The sequence below is a fragment of the Streptomyces sp. NPDC046866 genome (genome assembly GCF_040704625.1).
Lineage (GTDB): Bacteria > Actinomycetota > Actinomycetes > Streptomycetales > Streptomycetaceae > Streptomyces.
Map to the genome: position 1 here is coordinate 228,623 of NZ_JBEYXN010000002.1, position 19,023 is coordinate 247,645.

A 19,023-nucleotide genomic window follows, 5' to 3' on the forward strand; every position below is an offset into this window, starting at 1 on the left:
AGCGTCGGGGGCACCCGCACATCGAAGCACTCAGGAGCGCACGCATGGGCAGCACGGCCCAGATCGGCGTCACCGGGCTCGCGGTGATGGGCAGCAACCTCGCCCGGAACTTCGCCCGCAACGGCTTCACCGTCGCCGTCCACAACCGCACCGCGGCCAAGACCCGGGCGCTGGTGGAGGAGTTCGGGCACGAGGGGGACTTCGTCGCCGCCGAGTCGGCGAAGGAGTTCGTGGACGCGCTGGAGCGGCCGCGCCGACTGATCGTCATGGTGAAGGCCGGGGAGCCCACCGATGCGGTGATCCGCGAGTTCGCGCCGCTGCTGGAGCCGGGCGACGTCATCATCGACGGCGGCAACGCGCACTTCGAGGACACCAGGCGGCGCGAGCGCGAACTGCGCGAGCAGGGCATCCACTTCGTCGGCGTCGGCATCTCGGGCGGCGAGGAGGGCGCGCTGCTCGGCCCGAGCATCATGCCGGGCGGCTCGCCCGAGTCGTACGCCTCCCTGGGGCCGCTGCTGGAGCGGATCGCGGCGAAGGCCGCCGACGGCACGCCGTGCACCTCGCACGTCGGCCCCGACGGGGCCGGGCACTTCGTGAAGATGGTGCACAACGGCATCGAGTACGCCGACATGCAGCTCATCGCCGAGGCCTACCACCTGCTGCGCGAGGTCGCCGGCTACTCCCCCGCGAGGATCGCCGAGACCTTCCGGGCCTGGAACCGGGGCCGGCTCGACTCGTACCTGATCGAGATCACGGCGGAGGTGCTCGCGCACACCGACGCCGAGACGGGGCGGCCGTACGTCGACGTCGTGGCCGACGCGGCCGAGCAGAAGGGCACCGGGCGCTGGACCGTGCAGATCGCGCTGGACCTCGGGGTGCCGGTGTCCGGGATCGCGGAGGCGGTCTTCGCCCGCGCGGTGTCGGGCCACACCGCACTGCGCGCGGCCGCGCGGGGGCTCGCGGGGCCGTCCGCGGCGCCGCTGCCGGCGGAGGCCGCGGATGCCTTCGCGGCGCGGGTGGAGCAGGCGCTGTACGCATCGAAGATCGTCTCGTACACGCAGGGCTTCCACCAGATCCAGGCGGGCAGCCAGGAGTACGGCTGGGAGGTGGACCTCGGCGCGGTGGCCGCGCTGTGGCGGGGCGGCTGCATCATCCGGGCCGCGTTCCTGGACCGGATCCGGGCGGCGTACGACGCGCAGCCGGGACTGCCGAGCCTGCTGGCGGACGCGGGCTTCGCGGCGGAGATCGGCGCGGCCCAGGGGGACTGGCGGGCCGTGGTGACGGCCGCGGTGGCCCAGGGCATCCCGGTGCCGGCGTTCGCGGCGTCGCTGGCGTACTACGACGCGCTGCGCGCGGAGCGGCTGCCGGCGGCGCTGACGCAGGGCCAGCGGGACTTCTTCGGCGCCCACACGTACCGCCGCACGGACCGCGAGGGCTCGTACCACACCCTCTGGACCACGACCCGCACCGAAATCCGCACGTCCTGACCCACCGGGGCGGCGCCGCCGCAACGCGGCACCGCCCCGTACCGCCCACACGTCACAGCCCGGGTCCGCCCGCGGCCGGCCCCAGGGCCGGGCACTTGCGCCGGGCAGGACACGCCTCCGCCCAGGGCCTGGCGGCTCAGCTGGGCGGCGGGGGCTGCGGGACCGGCGCCGGACCGGGCGGCGGCGGAATCGGATCGGGCTCGGGGAACGGCTCCGGCACGGGCGGCACCGGCCGGGGAATGGGCTCCGGATCCGGGAAGGGGCTCGGCCCGGGCACGGGCGGCTGCGTCTCCTCGTCGTACACGTTTGACACCATGTGTTCCACCTTCCCCGCATCACCCTCCCCACGCCCCCCGAAACGCCGCTCCTCCCTGAAAGCCATGGCCCGCATGTGGCAGCCCGTGCAGCCGCGCGCACAAAGCCGGGGGGGGCGGAACAGGCCAAGCAGCGGAGCCCGGTGTCCGGCAGGGCCGGAGTATCGGCTCCGCGGAGCCCCACCGGGCCTGGCCGGCCGCGGCCTACGGCAGCACGGCGGCGGCGACGCCAAGGGCCGCGGCCAGGCCCAGGGCCGGGCTGGCCAGGACCGGGACGGGCGGGGTGGTCAGGGCGGCGGCCCCGGCCATGGAGGCCTGGGCCAGCACGATGACGTCCGCCTCCGCCTCGGTCACGGCATCGGCGGCCGCAGCCACCGCCGCCAGGTAGCCGTGGCCGTCCCCGCCCTCGAAGCGCTCCCACGCACCTGCGACCACCCGCGCGGCCACCTCGACCGGACGGCCGCCGGCCTCCTCGGCGAGCAGCGCAACCGTCGGGGCCAGCGTCGACTCCAGGGCCGCCAGGACCACGATCCGCGGCCCCGTCCTCACCGCGGCCGCCGCCATCGGCCGGTCGACCCGCAGCACGGGCACGCCGAGGTCACCGGCCAGGGACTCCGCGACCGCCCCGAGCGTCGAGCAGGTCACCAGGACCGGCCCGCGGCACTCGCGCAGCCGGGCCCGCAGGGCCGGAGCCACAGCCTCCGGCCCTTCCTCCCGGGCCCGGTCCAGCAGCTCCGGCGCGACGAGGTGGCGCAGTACGGCGCCGGGGTGCTCCCGGTCCCGCAGCGCGTCGAAGACCGGCACGTGGGCGGGCGAGGTGTGCAGCAGCGTCAGGCTCGTCACCAGAGGTCGGGGCTGGCGTCGAGCTGCGCCCGGGCCGCGGCCGCGACCTCGGCCGGAGCCTCCGGCGCCTCGTCGGGATGCCGGGCGGCCCAGCTCGCCGCGTACGGGCAGAGCGGAACCACGGGCACCCCTTCGGCCGCGGCGATCCCGTAGAACGCGTGCACCAGGTCCCCGGCGATCCCCCGGCCCTCGTGCCCCGGCTCGACGATGGTGTGCACGGCCACCAGCGCCCCGGGCGCCTCGGCGAGCACGAAATACGCGATGAGGCCGACCACCTGGCCGTCCTCGACGGCGAGCAGCCTCCCGGCCTCCCGCTCGTCCTCGAACTCGATCGTGCCGCTCTGCGTCATGGTCCCCGACTCTCCCCTCAGCCGGCAGCCACCGCGTGGGGGCTGCGCTCCTGGTCCGTGCCCGGCACCGGGGCGGACGGGTCCGCGCCCAGCTCGATGATGCGGTTCTGCGCGTCGACGTGCACGACGCGCGGCACGAGGGCCCTGGCCTCGGCGTCCTCCACCTGCGCGTAGCTGATGAGGATGACCAGGTCGCCCGGGTGCACGAGGTGCGCGGCGGCTCCGTTGATCCCGATGACCCCGGAACCGCGCTCGCCCTCGATGACGTACGTCTCCAGCCGCGCCCCGTTGGTGACGTCCACGATGTGGACGAGCTCCCCGGGCAGCAGGTCCGCGGCATCGAGGAGATCGGCATCGATGGTCACGGACCCGACGTAGTGCAGATCGGCCTGCGTGACGGTAGCCCGGTGGATCTTGGACTTGAACATGGTGCGCAGCATCGAGGTACTCCTGGATCTATGCTCCCTGCCTGCGTTTTTGCAGGTCAAGTGCGGTTTCCCTACCCTACAGCCAGTCGCAGGTCCGGTCGGCTTTCCCCAGGTCTTGGAGAACTGATGCAGACCGACTGCCGACTTTCCCGGTTCGTCGTCGGCCAACTCAGGAGGGGCCGGGCGGTTTCACCCACGCCCCCTCCGCGACGACGACGCCAGCCTACGCAACGACCTTCGGCAGCCGTCCAGAACCACTGCCACTGTGACCGGAGCCACGCGAGCAGGCCGCCGGTGGTCCTCCCCCAGACCGGGATGCGGTCCACGGGCCGGACCCGGCGATCGTGCCGTGATGTCCTGTTCGGCCCTCCGGAGTTGGCCGACGCTGAACCGGGAAAGTCCGCGGTCGGTCTGCATCAGTTCTCGAAGACCCGGTGAAAGCCGACCGGACCTTTCCGCAGGTCAGCGGCGTGGTGACGGGGCTTTGGTCAGCAATCAGCCAGCATCGGCCCCGAGGCGCCCGCAGGAGCACACCCGCCGGCGGTCGCGCATGGGTGCCGGCGCCGGGGACTTCCCGGGGGCGGGGTGGGTGGTGTGGCGGGGGCGGGGGGCGTCCGGCTGCCGTCCGGGCCGGGAGCGTTAGAAAATGGGTTATGGGCGACTATCGGGGACACCTCCGGCGCCGGCTGCGCGGTTCGGCCGTGGGCTCTTCCGCCCCACCCGGGGGGCGCGGGCAGACCGCCCCGCCCCCCGCGGGAGGGGCGCCGCGGCAGCATCGTCTTTCCTCGCTGCTGAGCGTCCGCAGCGTGGCCGGCGAGGTGTTCCTCCTCCAGCTGGCCGTCGTGGTCCTCCTCGTCGCCGCCGCGGTCGTGGTCCTCGTGGTGCAGGGCCGCAGCGCCGCCATGCAGGACGCCAGGCACCGTACGCTCGCCGCGGCCGGCACCTTCGCGGAGTCCCCCGGGATCGTCGCCGCCCTGCGCAGCCCGCATCCCAGCGCGCTGCTCCAGCCGAGCGCCGAGGCGGCCCGGAAGATCGCCGGGGTCGACGGCATCAACGTGTACACGCTCGACGGGGTCACCGTCACCCACACGGACCCGCGGCAGATCGGAAAGCACGTCGTCGGCCCGTTCTCCAAGGCGGTGGCCGGCAAGTCGTTCACCGAGACGTTCAAGGGGTCGCTGGGGCAGTCCGTGGTCTCGGTGGTTCCCGTCAGGGACGCCGACGGCCGCGTCATCGCGATCGTCTCCTCCCCGGTCACGGTCCAGAACGTGCAGGGCATGGTGAACAGGCAGCTGCCGGTCGTCCTCGGCAGCGCAGCCGTCGTCCTCGCCCTGTCCGCGGGCGCCACCGCTGCGGTGAGCCGCCTGCTCCTGCGCCGGACGCACGGGCTGGGACCGGCCGAGATGACGAGGATGTACGAGCACCACGACGCCGTGCTGCACGCGGTCCGGGAGGGCGTGCTGATCGTCGGCGACGGCGGGCGGCTGCTGCTCGCCAACGACGAGGCCCGGCGGCTGCTGGACCTGCCGCCGGACGCCGAAGGGCGCCCCCTGGCGGACCTGGGTCTGGAGGACGGGATCGCCGAGCCGATCGCGTCGGGCCGCTCCGTGACCGACGAGGTGCACATGGCGGCCGACCGGCTGCTGGCGGTGAACATCCGGCCCACCGCCCCGTACGGGCCGGCCGGGGCCGTCGTCACGCTGCGGGACACCACCGAGCTGCGGGCGCTGTCCGGCAGGGCCGAGGTGGCCCGCGAGCGGCTGAAGCTGCTCTACGACGCGGGGGTGCGGGTGGGAACGACCCTGGACGTGGAGCGCACTGCGGAGGAACTGGCCGAGGTGGCGGTCCCGCGGTTCGCCGACGTGGTCACGGTCGACCTGCTGGACCCGGTGCTGCGCGGCGAGGAGCCGCCCGAGGAGACCACCGAGATGCGCCGCGCCGCCGCCGTCGGCCTCCAGGGCGACCACCCGCTGTACCCCGTCGGCAAGCTGATCCGGTTCGTTCCCACCAGCCCCATGGGCGCGGGCCTGGCCGGCGGCCATGCGGTTCTGGAGGCGGACCTGCGCACCAGCCAGGGCTGGCGGACTCAGGACCCGGCGAACTCCCTGCGCATCCTGGACCGCGGCATCCACTCCATGATCGCGGTGCCCCTGCGGGCCAGGGGCGTCGTCCTGGGGATGGCCGGCTACTGGCGGGGCCAGGACTCCCCGCCGTTCGACGAGGAGGACGTGTCCTTCGCCGAGGAGCTGACCGCTCGAGCGGCGGTGTCCGTCGACAACGCCCGCCGCTACACGCGCGAGCACACCGTGGCCGACACCCTGCAGCGCAGTCTGCTGCCCCGGGGCGTGCCGGAGCAGACGGCCGTCGAGGTCGCGCACCGCTACCTGGCCGCCCAGGCCGGTGTGGGCGGTGACTGGTTCGACGTCATCCCGCTGCCCGGCGCCCGCGTGGCGCTGGTGGTCGGCGACGTCGTCGGCCACGGTCTGCACGCGGCCGCCACCATGGGTCGCCTGCGGACCGCCGTGTACAACTTCTCCACCCTCGACCTGCCTCCCGACGAGCTCCTGAGCCACCTGGACGAGCTGGTCACCCACATCGACACCGACGAGTACGAATGGCAGGGGATCACCGGGGCCACCTGCCTGTACGCCATCTACGACCCCGTCTCCGGGCAGGTGGCGGCCGCCACCGCCGGCCATCCGGGCCCGGCCCTGGTCCGGCCCGACGGCACCGTGTCCTTCCCCGAGGTGCCGGTCTCCCCGCCGCTGGGCCTGGGCGCCGGTGTGCCGAGGGAGACCACGGAGCTGGCCCTGCCGGAGGGCTCGGTGCTGGCGCTCTTCACCGACGGGCTGATCGAGGGCCGCGACCGCGATCCGGACGCGGGGCTGGCAGCGCTGCGCGCCGCCCTGGCCGGGCCCGCCCGCAGCCCGGAGCAGACGTGCACCGCGGTGATCGACGCGGTGCTGCCCGACCGGCCCAGCGACGACATCGCGCTCCTGGTGGCCCGCACCCGCCGGCTGGACCCCGCGCGGATCGCCCAGTGGGACGTGCCCGCCGACCCCGCGGAGGTGTCACGCGTACGCAACGCCTGCACCCGGCAACTGGCGCACTGGGGGCTGGAGGACCTCTCCTTCACCACGGAACTCGTCCTCAGCGAGCTGATCACCAACGCCATCCGCTACGGGAGCGAGCCCATCCGGGTGAGGCTGTTGCACGACCGCAGCCTGATCTGCGAGGTCTCCGACGGGTCCAGCACCTCCCCGCACCTGCGCCGGGCCGAGGCCACCGACGAGGGCGGCCGCGGTCTGTTCCTCGTGGCTCAGTTCGCCCAGCGCTGGGGGACCCGCTACACCGCCCGCGGCAAGATCATCTGGACCGAGCAGGCCCTCCCGGACGGGACCGGACAGGCTGTGGCCGTTCCGGAGGAGGCACTCCTGGCAGCGTGGGACGACGAGCCGCTCCGGTGACGCGCCGATGCGGCAGCCGCTGGCATGCGGCCGGCGCCGTCGCCTGGAACTGCGCCGCCGAAACCGTGACCGTAGGCTGGTTTCCGACCGGTACGCGACCGCCCGCCATGGAGCCTTCGTGCCCGCACCCCGTCTCCGGACAGCCGCCGGCGCCGGCTGCCTGGTTCTCGCGGTGGCAGCCCTCGGCGCCTGCGGTGAGGAGCCCTCCGCCGCGCCCAGAGCCCCCGCGGTGGCCACCTCGGCCTCGGACGCCGGCGGCATGGCAGCACTGACCGCAGCGGCGAAGAAGGAGGGCGCTCTCCACACGATGGCGCTCCCGCGCGACTGGGCCAACTACGGCGCGCTGATCGACGGCTTCGAGAAGAAGTACGGGATCAAGGTCACGGTGGAGAACCCCGAGGGCACCAGCCAGGACGAGATCAACGCCCTCAAGGAGCGCCGGGGAGCGGGGCGCGCCCCCGACGTGGTCGACGTGGGGGACTCGTTCGCCCGGTCCGCGGCCCAGCAGGGCCTGCTCGCTCCGTACGAGGTCGCCGCGTACGACAGCATTCCCGAGGACCAGAAGGACTCCCGGGCCCGCTGGTACAACAACTACGGCGGCTACGTCTCGATCGGCTGCGACGCCAAGCGCGTCACGACCTGCCCCGCGACCTTCGCCGATCTGCGCAAGCCCGAGTACAAGGGCAAGGTCGCGCTCAACGGCGACCCGACCAGGTCCGGTTCCGCCTTCGCCGGCGTGTATGCGGCGGCCCTGGCGAACGGGGGTTCCTTCGACGACATCCAGCCCGGTATCGACTTCTTCGCCGAGCTCAGCAAGAACGGCAACTTCGTCCCGGTCGAATCCACCCCCTCCACGATCGAGAAGGGACAGACCCCGATCAGCATCGACTGGGACTTCCTCAACCTCGGGTACGCCGACGAGTTCCGCAGGAAGGGCGCGGACGTCGACTGGCGGACCGCCATCCCCTTCGACGGCAGCTTCGCCCAGTACTACGCCAACGGCGTGAACAAGAACGCCCCGCACCCGGCCGCGGCACGCCTGTGGCAGGAGTACGTCTTCAGCCCGGAGGGCCAGAACATCCGGCTCGGCGCCTATGCGCGACCGGTGCTCATGGACGCCATGGAGAAGGATGGCACCCTCGACAAGGCCGCCGCGGAGAACCTGCCGACGGTCGAGGGCACGCCGGCGTTTCCGACGCAGGAGCAGCAGAGGAAGGCCAGGGCGACCGTCAACCGCGGCTGGGCCGAGGCCGTCCCGGGCTGAGGGCGGGGGTGGGGGCGGGGGCGGGGGTGCGCAGGGCCAGGATCGCCATGTCGTCGTGGCCGTCGCTGGGATGGTGATCGGCCAGTGTACGGACGAAGTCCTCCAGCGGCAGCGCCGCGTGGGCGGCGGCGAGGCCGGCGAGCACGTCCAGGCCCTCGTCGACCGGCCGGGCGCGGTGCTCGACGAGCCCGTCGGTGAAGAACACCACGGTGGCCCCCTCGGGGACGGAGCAGAAGTGGTCCGGGCGGTGCTGTTCGGTGCTCACCCCGAGCGGCACGCCGGGCTCCGCCCGCAGGTACTCCGTGCGCCCGTCGGCGGTGAGCAGCAGCGGGGGAAGGTGGCCTGCGGTGCTCCAGTGCATCGTCCAGCCCGCTCCCTCGGATTGGAGGCGGGCCAGGCAGGCCGTGGTGACGGGGTTGTCGGTGGTGGCCTCCAGGGTGCGGTCGAGCTGCGCGAGGATCCCGCTGGGCGGGGTGCGGCGGTCGTAGAGCAGGGCGCGCAGCATGCTGCGCGTCTGCGACATGGCGGCTGCCGCCCGCAGGTCGTGGCCGACGACGTCGCCGATGACGGCGGCGCAGACACCGTCGGGCAGCATCAGGGCGTCGTACCAGTCGCCGCCGATGTGGTCGGGCTCGGAGGCCGGCCGGTAGACGGCCGCCGAGGCGAAGGGGTGCAGGTCGGGGAGGGTCGGCAGCAGGAGGCGTTGGAAGTGCTCGGCGCCGGCGCGCACCTGCCCGAACAGGCGGGCGTTCTCGATCGCGATGCCGACCACGCCGGCCAGCGCGACGACGATCTCCTCGTCGGCACGGTCGAAGGGCCGGCCGTCGCGCCGCTCGGACAGGTAGAGATCGCCGTAGATCGTGCCGCGGACCCGCACGGCGGCCCCGAGGAGGGTGCCCATGTGCGGGTGGCCGGGAGGGAAGCCCACGGAGGCGGGGTGGGAGGGGATGTCTTCGACCCGCATGGGTTCGGGGTGGTGAATGAGGTGCCCGAGCACGCCGCGGCCGTGCGGGAAGTCGATCCCGGCCAGGTCCGCTCGCTGGGACTCGGACAACCCGGCGGTGATGAACTGGTCCAGGTACTCACCGGACTCGTGCAGCACGCCCAGCGCTCCGTACCGGGCGCCCACCAGGCCCATGGCCGCGGTGACGATGCGGTGCAGCACCTCGGGCAGTTCCAACTCCTGGGTGATGGCCAACACCGCATCCAGCAGGCCCTGCAGCTGGTCCTTGGCCCTGCCCGCTTGCCGCAGCTGCTCGTCGATCCGCTCCAGCTCGGCTTCCAGGCGGTGGCTGGGCCCGCGGCTGCGCCGGCGCCGTCGGTGCTCGGACGGCTCCTCCATCACGGCCGCCCGGCCGCCGGCGCCGGCGGCGAAGCCGCCGGACCCGCGTGGCGGTCACGGCGCATCCCTCCACGGGACCCTCTCGGCGAGCAGTGCACCCGGCCCCCTGACACGGACAGCCATCGAAGGGACCACAGCCTCACACAGCCGTCCGCCCGGCCCCGCCGATTGCTCCGTGCGCGGCATGTCGCGTCCGGTCCGTGCGACGGGCCGGCCGAGCGGGCCGGGCAGCCCGGTGGCCGGCCGGCCGCTGCGTCACCGCACGGTGCGGACGCCCCAGGGTCAGGCGGTACGCCCGTCGGCGGGGCCGGGGTGCCCGGGGGACCGGCGGCGGGCCTCGGCGAGGGCGCGTTCGAGGTCCTCGCGTGCCCGCCGCCGGACGGCCTCGCCGTCGTGCAGGAGCGCCTCCAGCTCTTCGGCCGTGGCCGGCTCGGGCAGGGGCCCCTCGTCGGTGAGCCGGGCGTGGAGCCACGCGCACGCCGCGTGCTCGTCCCCGAACCGTTCGAGCACTTCCCGCCGGTCCCGCTCGTGGATGCCCACGACCCATGCGCCCTCGCGCTCTTCGAGGAAGTAGCGGTCCACCGGGTGCGGACCGCCGGGGTGGCCGGGGATCTCGTAGTACGCCTCGGGGACACCGGCCGCGCGAAGGGCTTCATACAGCTCGAACCGGTCCACGGCGCACGTCTCTCACTTGCTCAGCCGCACGAGCGTGCCGTTGGCCACCAGGTCGCCCACCGTGGTGCGGGGGATGTCCGGGCAGAACCGGCTGGACGTCACGTACTGGATTCCCTCGCCGGGCTGTTCGAACGCCGGGGCCTGGGGCCCTGCGCACACGGTGACGTCCTTGGCCACCCGGTACAGGTGGTAGTCGTACGGGTAGCGGGGGTCGCTGGTGTTGAGGTTCGACGGCGGCAGCGCCCGGTACCCGTACTTGGTGCCTGCCGGGGCGAGGAACCGGCCCGCCTCGTTGCCGAAGCGGTCCACGGTGAGGCCGGCTCGGAGGACCAGCGGTGCGGCGACCACTCCCTGGTTGTCGTGCTCGTAGCCGTCGTCGGGCGGGTACTTCCAGTTGCCCTGGCCGGCGTCGGCCGCGGGGTCCCACCACCGGTCCAGGAACTCCACCGCGGTGAGACCGCCGAGGCGGTCGTAACCCTCGAGGATGCTGCCGACGACCCCCTTTTCCGCAAGCCGCGCGGGACCCAGCCGCCAGTCCTTGCAGAAGTACTCGTGCTGCAGGGCCTGGGCGATGGGATACGGCTTCAGGCCCTTGCACGCCTTCGGCGTTTGCTTGCCGTCGTCACCCGCCGGCGCTGCCGGCGCGGTCGACGCGGTCGACGCGGTCACCGCGGCGGCGGGGCCCGCCGCCAGGGATCCGATCAGGCCGATTGCGATCACGAGGCCGGCACCCCGTCTTGACGAACTCACAGAACCTCCCGTGGAGAGAGCCGCGAACAGCCGGAACGGGAGTTCACTCAAGCCCAGGAGGGCGTGAGGACGTGCGAGGCGTGCCGCACCTGGGGCCGAATGGAGCCGCCGGTTCGCACGGTTCAAGGACGCGGCCGCGTACGCCTGCCGGGGCGGCGGGCCCGGGTGGGACGTCAGGGGGAGCCGTGGCCGGCGTGCGGGGAGGAGCCGTGTGCGTCACCGGATTCGAGGGTGCCGCCGAGGCGGGTGCGGGCGGGGGCCAGGGCTTCGGGCGTCGGTGCCGTGATCACCCAGGTGGGGCCGACGAGGTAGGTGCCGCCGTACATCCGGGCCTCGCTCAGCCAGGCCGTGCGGCCCGCCTCGGTGGTGAAGGTGGCCATGCGGTACGCCTGCGGGCCGGTCCCGCACGCCCCCTCCCGTACCTCGTCCGCGTCGACGGTGACCTCGGGGGTGCAGCCGAGGGCGGCCGCGATGTCCTCCAGCGGGGCGGGACGGGCCGCCCCGGCCGGGGACGCGGCCGGGGCGGGGCCGTGCGGGGCGGCCGTGCCGTCGCCGGCGCATCCGCCGACCAGGACCAGCACGGGCAGCACGGGCAGTACGGCGCCCGCGGCCAGGCGGCGGAGGGTGGTCGGCGTGGGCATGGGCTCGGGCACGGCTGCCTCGCAGGGGTGGAAGGGGCAAGGGGGTGGGCGCCGGGCTCAGCCGGCCGTCGGGGGGACCTTCTTGCCCGCGGCCGTCACCGCGAACCACAGGCCCTGCTTGTTGTGGCCGTTGGTCTGGCCGGGCTCGGTGTCGCCGGTGAAGGTGTACACGGGCCAGCAGTCGATCGTCAGCTGCTCGCTGCCGTCGGGCCGCTTGACCGAGCCGACCAACTCCGGCCTGATTCCGGTGGCCTTCGTCTTGTCGATCGCGGCCGCGGGCTTCCAGGTGTCCAGGCAGGAGCCGAGGCAGCCGAATTTCATCGGCCACGCACTGTCCTTGTCGAATCGGTAGAGGGTGCGCCACCGGCCGTCGACGAGGATTTTCCCGAGTTTCCCGTCGGACGCCACCGACAGTTCGGCGCCCGTGTTCATCTCCTGGTCGCCCATGCCCATGCCCGTTCCCGCACCCATTCCCGCGCCCATTCCCGCGCCCATTCCGCCGCTGCCGCCTCCCTTCTGTTTCCCGTCGACCGCCTTCTTCCCGTCCGGGGCGAGGGCGTGCCAGGTGCCGCCCACGCCCTCGCCCTTCGCCTCGCCCGGCGCGGTGTCCTTGGCGTACCGGTACACCGGCCAGCCGCCCAGCGTCAGCTGCTTGCTGCCGTCGGAGCGGGTGACCGCGCCGAGGAGGCCCGCCTCGATGCCGGCGGAGGCCGACGCGTCGTCGGCCGGTACCGGCGGCCAGGCCGTGGCGCAGTCGCCTTCGCAGGCGGACTTGGGCGGCTGTGCGGTGTCCTTGTCGAAGCGGTAGAGGGTGGCGCCGCCGCTGTCGGTGACCACGCTGCCCACGCCCGCTATCTCCCGTACGGCCAGCCGGCCCGCCGGCCCCGCCTTGCCGGTGCCCGCCGAGGGGTCCGCGCCCGAGCCGGCGCCGGTGCCGCTGAGGTCTCCGGGGGTGCCCCCGTAGCCGCCGGCCCCGTACCCCGAGCCCGACCCGTATGCGTCCGAGAGAGACTTTCCGGCGCCCGCCGGCTGTACGGCGTTCCCGGTGCGGGCGGCGTTGTCGTCGCCGCCGCTGCAGCCGGCCGCCAGCAGCAGAACGGCGGCCACCGATCCGGCGGTTGTCACGCGGCGCATCTTCTTCACGGTCACTCCTTCGGGTCCCATCCCGGGGGTTTTCGCTTGCCGGTTTATTCATAAACCCTGCGGGAGGCCGATCAATGGAACGGCCGGGGATTTATCAAATGACGCTAACCCGCGAACTCGCGCCTGCCCGACGCCGATTACCGCGGGGTCATTCCTGAATGCGCAGTGCGAGCGCAGGACAGCGGCGCACCGCGCGCAGGGCCTTGGGGCGCAGCCGCCCGGGTACGGGCATGACGGCCTGGGCCGGGTACCCGTCGGCATCGAGCCGGACGACGTCGGGAAGCAGGTCCACGCACAGCCCGTGGCCCTTGCACAGCGTCCAGTCCACGACGAGCCGTTCGGGGTTCTCGTCCTCGGGCAGCGGCAGCGCCCCGAGGACGCGGCGGCCGCAGCCGCTGCCGAGGGCGTGGTCGCGCAGCTCGTCGGGGAACACGGCGAGCGCGGAGGCGACGAACGAGGAGGTGCCGTCGGGATGGCTGCACGCACCGCGGCCGCGCACCGCCCGCATGCGCGCGTCGACGGCCTCCCAGGCGGCCCGCCCTCCGCCGCCGACCAGGTCCTCCACGGCGGAGGCGAGCGAGGGCAGCCCCCTGACGCAGGGACCGCACTGGCCGGCGGACTCGTCGGCCATCCAGCGGGCCACCCGGGCCACTTCGCCGGCCGGGCAGGTGTCCTCCGGCAGGGGCAGGACCGCCCCGGCCCCGAGGACGGCGTTGACGGTGGCCAGGGACTGCCGGGACAGGGTCACCGTGCGCGCCGCGGCCGCGGTGAGCCAGCGGCCGTGGTAGCCGCCGACCAGGACGCCCTGGCCGGGACCGGATCCGCACAGCTCCAGGACGTACGCCAGCGAGGTCCCGGTCGGCACCTCCAGCACCGTCGACCCGCCGACCGTGAGCAGGACGGTGCCCGGCTCGGTCGCGAGGCCGGCCGTGCAGTAGCCGGCCGCTCCCATGCGGGCCGCGATGGCGAGCTGGGCGTAGGTCTCGGTGTTGGACAGCAGGGTCGGCACGCCGCCGAGCCCGCGGTCGCTGGTGCGCACCTTCTGGCCGTTGGGCAGGGCGGGGCCGCCCTCGATGCCGTTGATGAGGGAGGTGCCCTCGCCGGTGACGAACCGCTCGGGGAGCAGGGCGACGCGGACCCGGGCGGCGGCCTCGCCCCGCTCGGCGATGGCGGCGCGTACGGACTGCTCCACGTCGTCCCGGGTCACGCCGAGGACGACCTCCTCGGCGCCGACCGCGGAGGCGGCCAGCAGGGCCCCGTCGAGGACGAGGTGCGGGGCGTGCAGCAGGACGGCGGTGTCCTTGAGGCAACTGGGCTCGCCCTCACTGCCGTTGACCACGACGGCGGTCCGCCCGTCGCGTGCGCGGGCGGACCGCATGACGGCCTTGAGCTTGCGGGCGAAGGGGAAGCCCGCTCCGCCGCGGCCGCGCAGGTCGATGGCCTCGGCGAGGGCGACCAGGTCGTCCGGCCGGTACGGGGGCACCTCCCCGTGCACGGTCAGATGGTCGACCCGGTCCAGGCGCGGGAGGGCGTCGAGGCCGGCCAGCACCCGGGGTTGGCCCACGCAGCCGAGGGCCGGGCTGGTCACACCGGTCACTGCCGCCCCCGCGCCCCGCCCAGCGGGCGGCTGCCGGGCCGTTCGGCGGACATGTCGAGCCTGCTGGTGATGAAGGCCGCGCCGGCGCCGTACGGCGGGCGCTCGGGCACGGGCGTCAGCGCCGGCCTCGGCGGGGCCGCGGCACGCGTGCCCGCCGCGCCCGCCCGGCCGGCGGCGGACGCCCCGACCGGGTCGGGGAGCGGGCCGGCCTGCCGTCCTGCGGTGGCGCCGGCCGCGGTGGCGGCCGCGCTCTGCCGGGCCAGCCGGGCGGTCAGCCGCTCGGCGGCCCACTCCGCGGGCCGCCGGACGAACCGGCCCCCCGGACGGGGCCGGGCGGCCTGCCCGGCCCCCCGGGGCGCGGACGGCTGCTGCGCGGCGGGGAGGGCGGCCTCGGCGCGCAGCCTGGCCCGCAGGCGTACCACGAGGACGGCCGCGACCCCGGCCAGGCACAGTGCGTACGCCACGGTCACCCAACCGCTCGCGGAGCGGCCGGACTTGAGGCCGTGGACCAGGGACGCGCCCCAGGCCGGGTACGCGCCCACGTGCAGGGCGCGCCACCACAGGGACCGGCCCTTGGTGGCGAAGGCGCTGCGGACGGCGCCCGAGACCGCAACGGACACGAAGAAGTAGCCCGCCAGGCTGCCGAGTCCGATCAGCACGGGCTGGTTCCGGTCGGTGAAGGGGATGAGGACGGAGAGGACGTCGGTGTGCGACTCCGCGATCTTGATCCATATGTGCAGCGCGAGGAAGCCGAGCCCGGCGACCGCGAGTCCCCGGTGCACGCCCTGGGCGACGAGCCGGTGGCCGGAGGTGAGCAGCACCCGGTCGGTGGCCGCGAGACCCCACAGGACGGCGGAGGTGAGGGAGACGAGCGAGAGGACGCCCGCGCCGAAGTCGAGGAAGTCCCACAGGTGGGTCAGGGCGCCCACCCGGGCCGCGACCCCGAGGGAGAGGAGGGCGGCGAGGGCGGCGCCGACCAGGGCCGCCGGGTGCAGGCCTCCGGCGGGAGACAGCAGCGGCGGCCTGCGCACGGCCCGCCGGCCGGCAGCCGCGGCCGCGGCCACGCCGGCGTGGCGTCTGGTGCGGCGGGCCCGGTGAGAGCGGGAAGCACGGGTCTGGGACAGGGGCATCGGGTTCTCCCATACCGCCCGGGCCCGAGGCACTCCAGCGCGCTCTCGGCGCCCGGGGTGTCGACGGAACTGCTCCGCGGCGGCGGGAGATGGGTGCCTCGCCGACCGGGAGCGGGGGCCGGAGTGCAGAAGCATCGTGGAGCTTCGCAACGCCTCCACAGGATTTATCGAATCGTGACAAGTTCTTGTGTGCATGGCATCGTCACACCGAACGTCCCCGGAAGATTCCCTTCCAACGGTGCGGTGGCGCCAGGAGGTGACGCCTTGTCCGCCGCCACACCTCCCCGTCGGCAAAATCGAGGCAAAGCCGCGGGACCGCAAGTGCTCGGCACTCTCCCGGAGGGTGTACGAGGTGCCCAACTCGCCCGTCCGCACCGGCGCGGAGGGGAAGGGGGGCGGCTCGACAGGCCTGTTCCCCTCACGGGGCAGGCCGTACCCCGGCATGAACGAGGTAACAATGTGCGAACTGCTGAACCGTATCTGGGCCCGCCCCCGCGGCGAATGGACCCGGGTCCTGCGCAGGGAACTGCCCGCGCTGGCCGCCGGGATGGTGGAGGAGCTGAGGGACGGGCTCCCCGGCTTCGCCGCCCTGGTCGATGAGCTCGACGACGAGGTGGTCAGACAGCACGTCGAGGCAGCCCTGCTGACGGCACTCGGGTACCGCGAGCCGGCGCCCCGCCTGCAGGACCGGCAGGCCGGCAGGCGGGACGACGACGCCGAGGACGACGGCCCGCAGCGGGGCTGCGACCCCGGCCTCGGGATCGGCCTCGAGGCGCACGCCGACGCGGACGGGTACGGGCGCGACGACGAGCGCGACGAGGAGCACGACCACGGGCACGCGGACGGAGCGGGAGGAGACGCGGATACGGACGCCGACGTTCTCGCGGCACAGGAGTTGAGCGCGATGGTGGCGCGCTCCGGCCGGATCCCCATCCCCGTACCGCGCCAGGCCTCGGACCGCAGGAGGGCCGCGCCGCCCCTGACGGTGGTGCCCTCCGAGGGGCCGGGCAGTCCGTCCGAACGGGCCCGGCGGGAGCTCTTCTCCGCTCTTACATGTGACATGCCCATGGCTGAAATTGCGCTCTCGGAGCTGGCGCGGGCGGCCGGCTGGCCCCTGCCCGCCGAGATACGCGCCGTCGCGCTCGCGACCCCCGGCGAGACCCAGCAGCTCGCGGCCGCCCTGGACGACGGACTCGCCGGCATGGTCGGCGGGCAGCCCTGCCTGCTGGTCCCGAGTCCCGACACCCCGGACACGCGCACCTCCCTGGAGGCCCTGCTGCGCGGCCGGTTCGCCGCCGTGGGCCACCCCGTCGCCCCCGGCGACACCTCCCACTCCCTGCGCTGGGCCCTGCGGCTGCTGGCGCTGACCCCGAACCGCCCGGGCCTCGACGGACGCCCCCTCTTCGTCGACGACCACCTCTCGACCCTGCTCCTCCTCCAGGACGAGCCGCTCGCGCACGCCCTGGCCGCCCGCTGGCTGCGGCCCCTGGCCAACCTGACCCCGCGCCAGAGCGAGCGGCTCGAGGTGACCCTGCTGGCCTGGCTGGAGGGCGGCGGCGCGCCCGAGGCCGCCAAGGCGCTCAGCGTGCACCCGCAGACGGTGCGCTACCGCATGCGGCAGCTGGAGAAGCTCTTCGGGCCGGGCCTGCGCGACCCCCGTACGCGCTTCGAGCTCGAGATGGCCCTGCGCAGCCGCCGCCTCATGGCCCAGGTCAGGCGCCAGTACTCCCGGGTCGGCCGCAAGGCCAGGGTCACCGCGACCGACTTCCGCCCCCTGGGCGTGGGCCGCATGGCCCGCGTCAACGGCCTGTAGGCCACCGGACCCCCGACCCACCGGCCTACCCGACCGACCCGAGCGACCCCACTCACCGAACCCACCCGACCCACCGGACCGACAGCGCTGCCGGTGGCGGCCGCTCACCTGCGGCACGCCACCGGCAGCGGCATGTCGGGAACCGGGCCGCCCCCCTAAGGGCTGTCCCGTAAATGATCTCTGACGCCCCTGCTGGCCTGCTGGTTTCTGTGTCACCCGGCGAGGACAAGGTTGTGCATACGGGCGACGCCGAGCATGGCGTGGTGGACGCCGTCGCCTTTCAGGCGGCAGTCGCGGAGAATCTTCCACGTCTTCATGCGGGCGAAGACGTGCTCCACTCGGGCGTGGACTTTGCGGTGAGAGGTGTTGTGTTCCTCCTGCCACGCGGAGACGTCGGTCTGGCCGCGTCTGCGGCGGTGCGGGATGACCAGGCCGGTGCCGCGGTAGCCGCCGTCTGCGATGACCGTGGTGTTGCCGATGGCGTCCTTGGCGCCGGACAGCTCCCACGCTTTGCAGTCGTTGCGGTTGCCGGGCAGCGGTCGGCCCACCGCGACGATGAACTGGGTGTCGGCGTCGATGACGACCTGGTGGTTGGTGGAGTACCGGTAGTTCTTGGACTGCTCGGCGATGGTGTGGTCGCGGGTGGGGACGAGGGTGCCGTCCACGATCAGCACGGTGCCCTTGCGGAACCGCTTGCGCTGCTGGAGCGCGAGCGAGGGCCTGAGGTGGTTGATGATGCGGTCGGCGGCCGACTTGGAGACCCCGAACAGGGGAGCGAGTTGGCGCAGGGTGAGGTTCGTGCGCCAGTACGCGGCTACGAGGAGCACGCGGTCCTCCAGCGGCAGGCTCCAGGGCCGGCCCTTGCGCACCGGGTCCGCACCCTCGCGCCGGAGCACGGTGATCAGCTTGCCAAACTGACGCGAGCTCAGCCCGGTGAACGGGGCTATCCAGGAGGGCTCCGACGCCGTGATCACACCAGACACAGCAAGATCATCTCACCTGTGATCTCGCCCTCCGGTCACCGCTCCCGCTGGGCGATCTTGCTCCTGGCTTCGAGCCACCTCGTCAGGCCGGTCACTCCCTCCTCACGGAGGATGCCATCCCACTCCTGTCGCTTGAGGGTGACGAAGCTGAAACCTTGGACGGAGTAGTCGGCGATCTGCCACAAGCCGGTCCCCCTGTCCTTGAGCCAAGTGACCTCCAAGTACACCGACTCGTCGCTCGGGGTTGGGAGTTCAACCTGGATGGTGGTGAGGATCGCTGAATGCCGGACATTCCCCTCGATGATGTAGGTCTGGTCAGGGGCGGCTGAGGCCAGCTTCTCGCCGATTTCCACGGCCAGGTAGTCCCTGAAGGCCGCGAAGTAGGCTTCGCGCTGCGCTGATGTGGCCTCCCCGTTGTAGCGCCCCAGGATGCTGGCCCCCATGTACCGAGAATTCACATCAGGAAGAATCTCCCGGCGCGCAACCTCGCGGAGCTCGGCAGGGGTCCTCTCCGTCGCGGCCACGCTTGCCAAGGTCCGCCGGAGCATGTCGTCAGTCCCCTGGAGGGGATCCGAGACCGAGCCGACCGCCGCCCGGACATGGCCGCCCATAGCCGCGCTCGCGGGCTCGGCCGACGCAGGGGCCGCCACGAGTCCCAGCGGCAGCATCACGCCGGCAGCGGCGATGGCCAACGCCATCGTCATCGAACGCTTCATCCCAAGATCTCCTCCTCGCCGGGGCTAACCCCGGGTCCTGGCCCCGGACACCACACACGCGTATCCGCAGGCACCGGCTT

Annotated in this window: 16 protein-coding genes; 4 read left to right on the forward strand and 12 right to left on the reverse strand. The window is 73.7% G+C overall.

All coding sequences use genetic code 11. The features are described 5' to 3' along the window. Positions 1 to 44 precede the first annotated feature (44 nt). On the forward strand, positions 45 to 1,487 hold the full coding sequence (gndA, locus tag AB0953_RS04355) for an NADP-dependent phosphogluconate dehydrogenase (protein ID WP_366857869.1): 1,443 nt from the start codon (positions 45 to 47) through the stop codon (positions 1,485 to 1,487). A gap of 518 nt (positions 1,488 to 2,005) precedes the next feature. Here the strand turns inward: gndA and AB0953_RS04360 are convergent. Genes AB0953_RS04360 through panD form a run of 3 tightly spaced genes read right to left on the reverse strand, consistent with a single transcriptional unit; the run spans position 2,006 to position 3,434 of the window. Beyond that, positions 2,006 to 2,647, reverse strand: coding sequence for an aspartate/glutamate racemase family protein (locus AB0953_RS04360; RefSeq protein WP_366858170.1), 642 nt, complete (start codon positions 2,645 to 2,647; stop codon positions 2,006 to 2,008). Beyond that, positions 2,641 to 2,994 carry a GNAT family N-acetyltransferase gene (locus tag AB0953_RS04365; RefSeq protein ID WP_366857870.1) on the reverse strand — a complete coding sequence of 118 codons (354 nt, stop codon included), beginning with the start codon at positions 2,992 to 2,994 and terminating at the stop codon, positions 2,641 to 2,643. The genes AB0953_RS04360 and AB0953_RS04365 overlap by 7 nt, the downstream gene beginning before the upstream one ends. Positions 2,995 to 3,011: 17 nt before the next feature. Further along, positions 3,012 to 3,434: an aspartate 1-decarboxylase gene (panD, locus tag AB0953_RS04370; RefSeq protein ID WP_366857871.1), complete on the reverse strand. Its 423-nt coding sequence runs from the start codon at positions 3,432 to 3,434 to the stop codon at positions 3,012 to 3,014. A gap of 794 nt (positions 3,435 to 4,228) precedes the next feature. Between panD and AB0953_RS04375 the strand changes: the two genes are divergently transcribed. Together AB0953_RS04375 and AB0953_RS04380 are read left to right on the forward strand one after the other, a co-directional pair. After that, positions 4,229 to 6,889: a SpoIIE family protein phosphatase gene (locus AB0953_RS04375; RefSeq protein ID WP_366857872.1), complete on the forward strand. Its 2,661-nt coding sequence runs from the start codon at positions 4,229 to 4,231 to the stop codon at positions 6,887 to 6,889. A gap of 172 nt (positions 6,890 to 7,061) precedes the next feature. Beyond that, positions 7,062 to 8,153, forward strand: a complete 1,092-nt coding sequence (locus AB0953_RS04380) for an extracellular solute-binding protein (protein WP_366858171.1) — start codon at positions 7,062 to 7,064, stop codon at positions 8,151 to 8,153. Here the strand turns inward: AB0953_RS04380 and AB0953_RS04385 are convergent. The 7 genes from AB0953_RS04385 to AB0953_RS04415 form a co-directional block, all read right to left on the reverse strand. Further along, a complete protein-coding gene (locus AB0953_RS04385; protein WP_366857873.1) occupies positions 8,119 to 9,495 on the reverse strand; it encodes a GAF domain-containing SpoIIE family protein phosphatase in 1,377 nt (458 codons plus the stop codon). The two genes, AB0953_RS04380 and AB0953_RS04385, sit on opposite strands and share 35 nt — an antisense overlap. Positions 9,496 to 9,777: 282 nt before the next feature. Then, positions 9,778 to 10,170, reverse strand: a complete 393-nt coding sequence (locus AB0953_RS04390) for a hypothetical protein (protein WP_366857874.1) — start codon at positions 10,168 to 10,170, stop codon at positions 9,778 to 9,780. 12 nt (positions 10,171 to 10,182) lie between these two features. Further along, a complete protein-coding gene (locus tag AB0953_RS04395) occupies positions 10,183 to 10,890 on the reverse strand; it encodes a TNT domain-containing protein (RefSeq protein WP_366857875.1) in 708 nt (235 codons plus the stop codon). A 203-nt stretch (positions 10,891 to 11,093) separates the two neighbouring features. After that, positions 11,094 to 11,573 carry a hypothetical protein gene (locus AB0953_RS04400; protein ID WP_366857876.1) on the reverse strand — a complete coding sequence of 160 codons (480 nt, stop codon included), beginning with the start codon at positions 11,571 to 11,573 and terminating at the stop codon, positions 11,094 to 11,096. A gap of 45 nt (positions 11,574 to 11,618) precedes the next feature. Then, positions 11,619 to 12,695 (reverse strand): SCO0930 family lipoprotein, encoded by a 1,077-nt coding sequence (locus tag AB0953_RS04405; protein WP_366858172.1) that lies wholly within the window; start codon positions 12,693 to 12,695, stop codon positions 11,619 to 11,621. Between the two features lie 157 nt (positions 12,696 to 12,852). Beyond that, positions 12,853 to 14,301: an NADH-ubiquinone oxidoreductase-F iron-sulfur binding region domain-containing protein gene (locus tag AB0953_RS04410; RefSeq protein ID WP_366857877.1), complete on the reverse strand. Its 1,449-nt coding sequence runs from the start codon at positions 14,299 to 14,301 to the stop codon at positions 12,853 to 12,855. After that, positions 14,298 to 15,431: a hypothetical protein gene (locus tag AB0953_RS04415; protein WP_366857878.1), complete on the reverse strand. Its 1,134-nt coding sequence runs from the start codon at positions 15,429 to 15,431 to the stop codon at positions 14,298 to 14,300. Before AB0953_RS04415 ends, AB0953_RS04410 begins: the two co-directional genes overlap by 4 nt. Positions 15,432 to 15,873: 442 nt before the next feature. Between AB0953_RS04415 and AB0953_RS04420 the strand changes: the two genes are divergently transcribed. Next, complete coding sequence (locus tag AB0953_RS04420; RefSeq protein ID WP_366857879.1) at positions 15,874 to 17,244, forward strand: helix-turn-helix domain-containing protein; 1,371 nt, start codon at positions 15,874 to 15,876, stop codon at positions 17,242 to 17,244. A 212-nt stretch (positions 17,245 to 17,456) separates the two neighbouring features. Here AB0953_RS04420 and AB0953_RS04425 read toward each other — a convergent pair whose 3' ends face one another. Beyond that, positions 17,457 to 18,227, reverse strand: coding sequence for a transposase (locus tag AB0953_RS04425; protein WP_366857880.1), 771 nt, complete (start codon positions 18,225 to 18,227; stop codon positions 17,457 to 17,459). A gap of 35 nt (positions 18,228 to 18,262) precedes the next feature. Further along, positions 18,263 to 18,943 carry an ABC transporter substrate-binding protein gene (locus AB0953_RS04430; RefSeq protein WP_366857881.1) on the reverse strand — a complete coding sequence of 227 codons (681 nt, stop codon included), beginning with the start codon at positions 18,941 to 18,943 and terminating at the stop codon, positions 18,263 to 18,265. Between the last annotated feature and the right edge of the window lie 80 nt (positions 18,944 to 19,023).

Coding starts and splice junctions, on each gene's coding strand:
- AB0953_RS04405 (WP_366858172.1), bottom strand. CDS start 12,695: ATGCGCCGCGTGACAACCGCCGGATCGGTGGCCGCCGTTCTGCTGCTG.
- AB0953_RS04365 (WP_366857870.1), bottom strand. CDS start 2,994: ATGACGCAGAGCGGCACGATCGAGTTCGAGGACGAGCGGGAGGCCGGG.
- gndA (WP_366857869.1), top strand. CDS start 45: ATGGGCAGCACGGCCCAGATCGGCGTCACCGGGCTCGCGGTGATGGGC.
- AB0953_RS04430 (WP_366857881.1), bottom strand. CDS start 18,943: ATGAAGCGTTCGATGACGATGGCGTTGGCCATCGCCGCTGCCGGCGTG.
- AB0953_RS04415 (WP_366857878.1), bottom strand. CDS start 15,431: ATGCCCCTGTCCCAGACCCGTGCTTCCCGCTCTCACCGGGCCCGCCGC.
- panD (WP_366857871.1), bottom strand. CDS start 3,434: ATGCTGCGCACCATGTTCAAGTCCAAGATCCACCGGGCTACCGTCACG.
- AB0953_RS04385 (WP_366857873.1), bottom strand. CDS start 9,495: ATGGAGGAGCCGTCCGAGCACCGACGGCGCCGGCGCAGCCGCGGGCCC.
- AB0953_RS04420 (WP_366857879.1), top strand. CDS start 15,874: ATGAACGAGGTAACAATGTGCGAACTGCTGAACCGTATCTGGGCCCGC.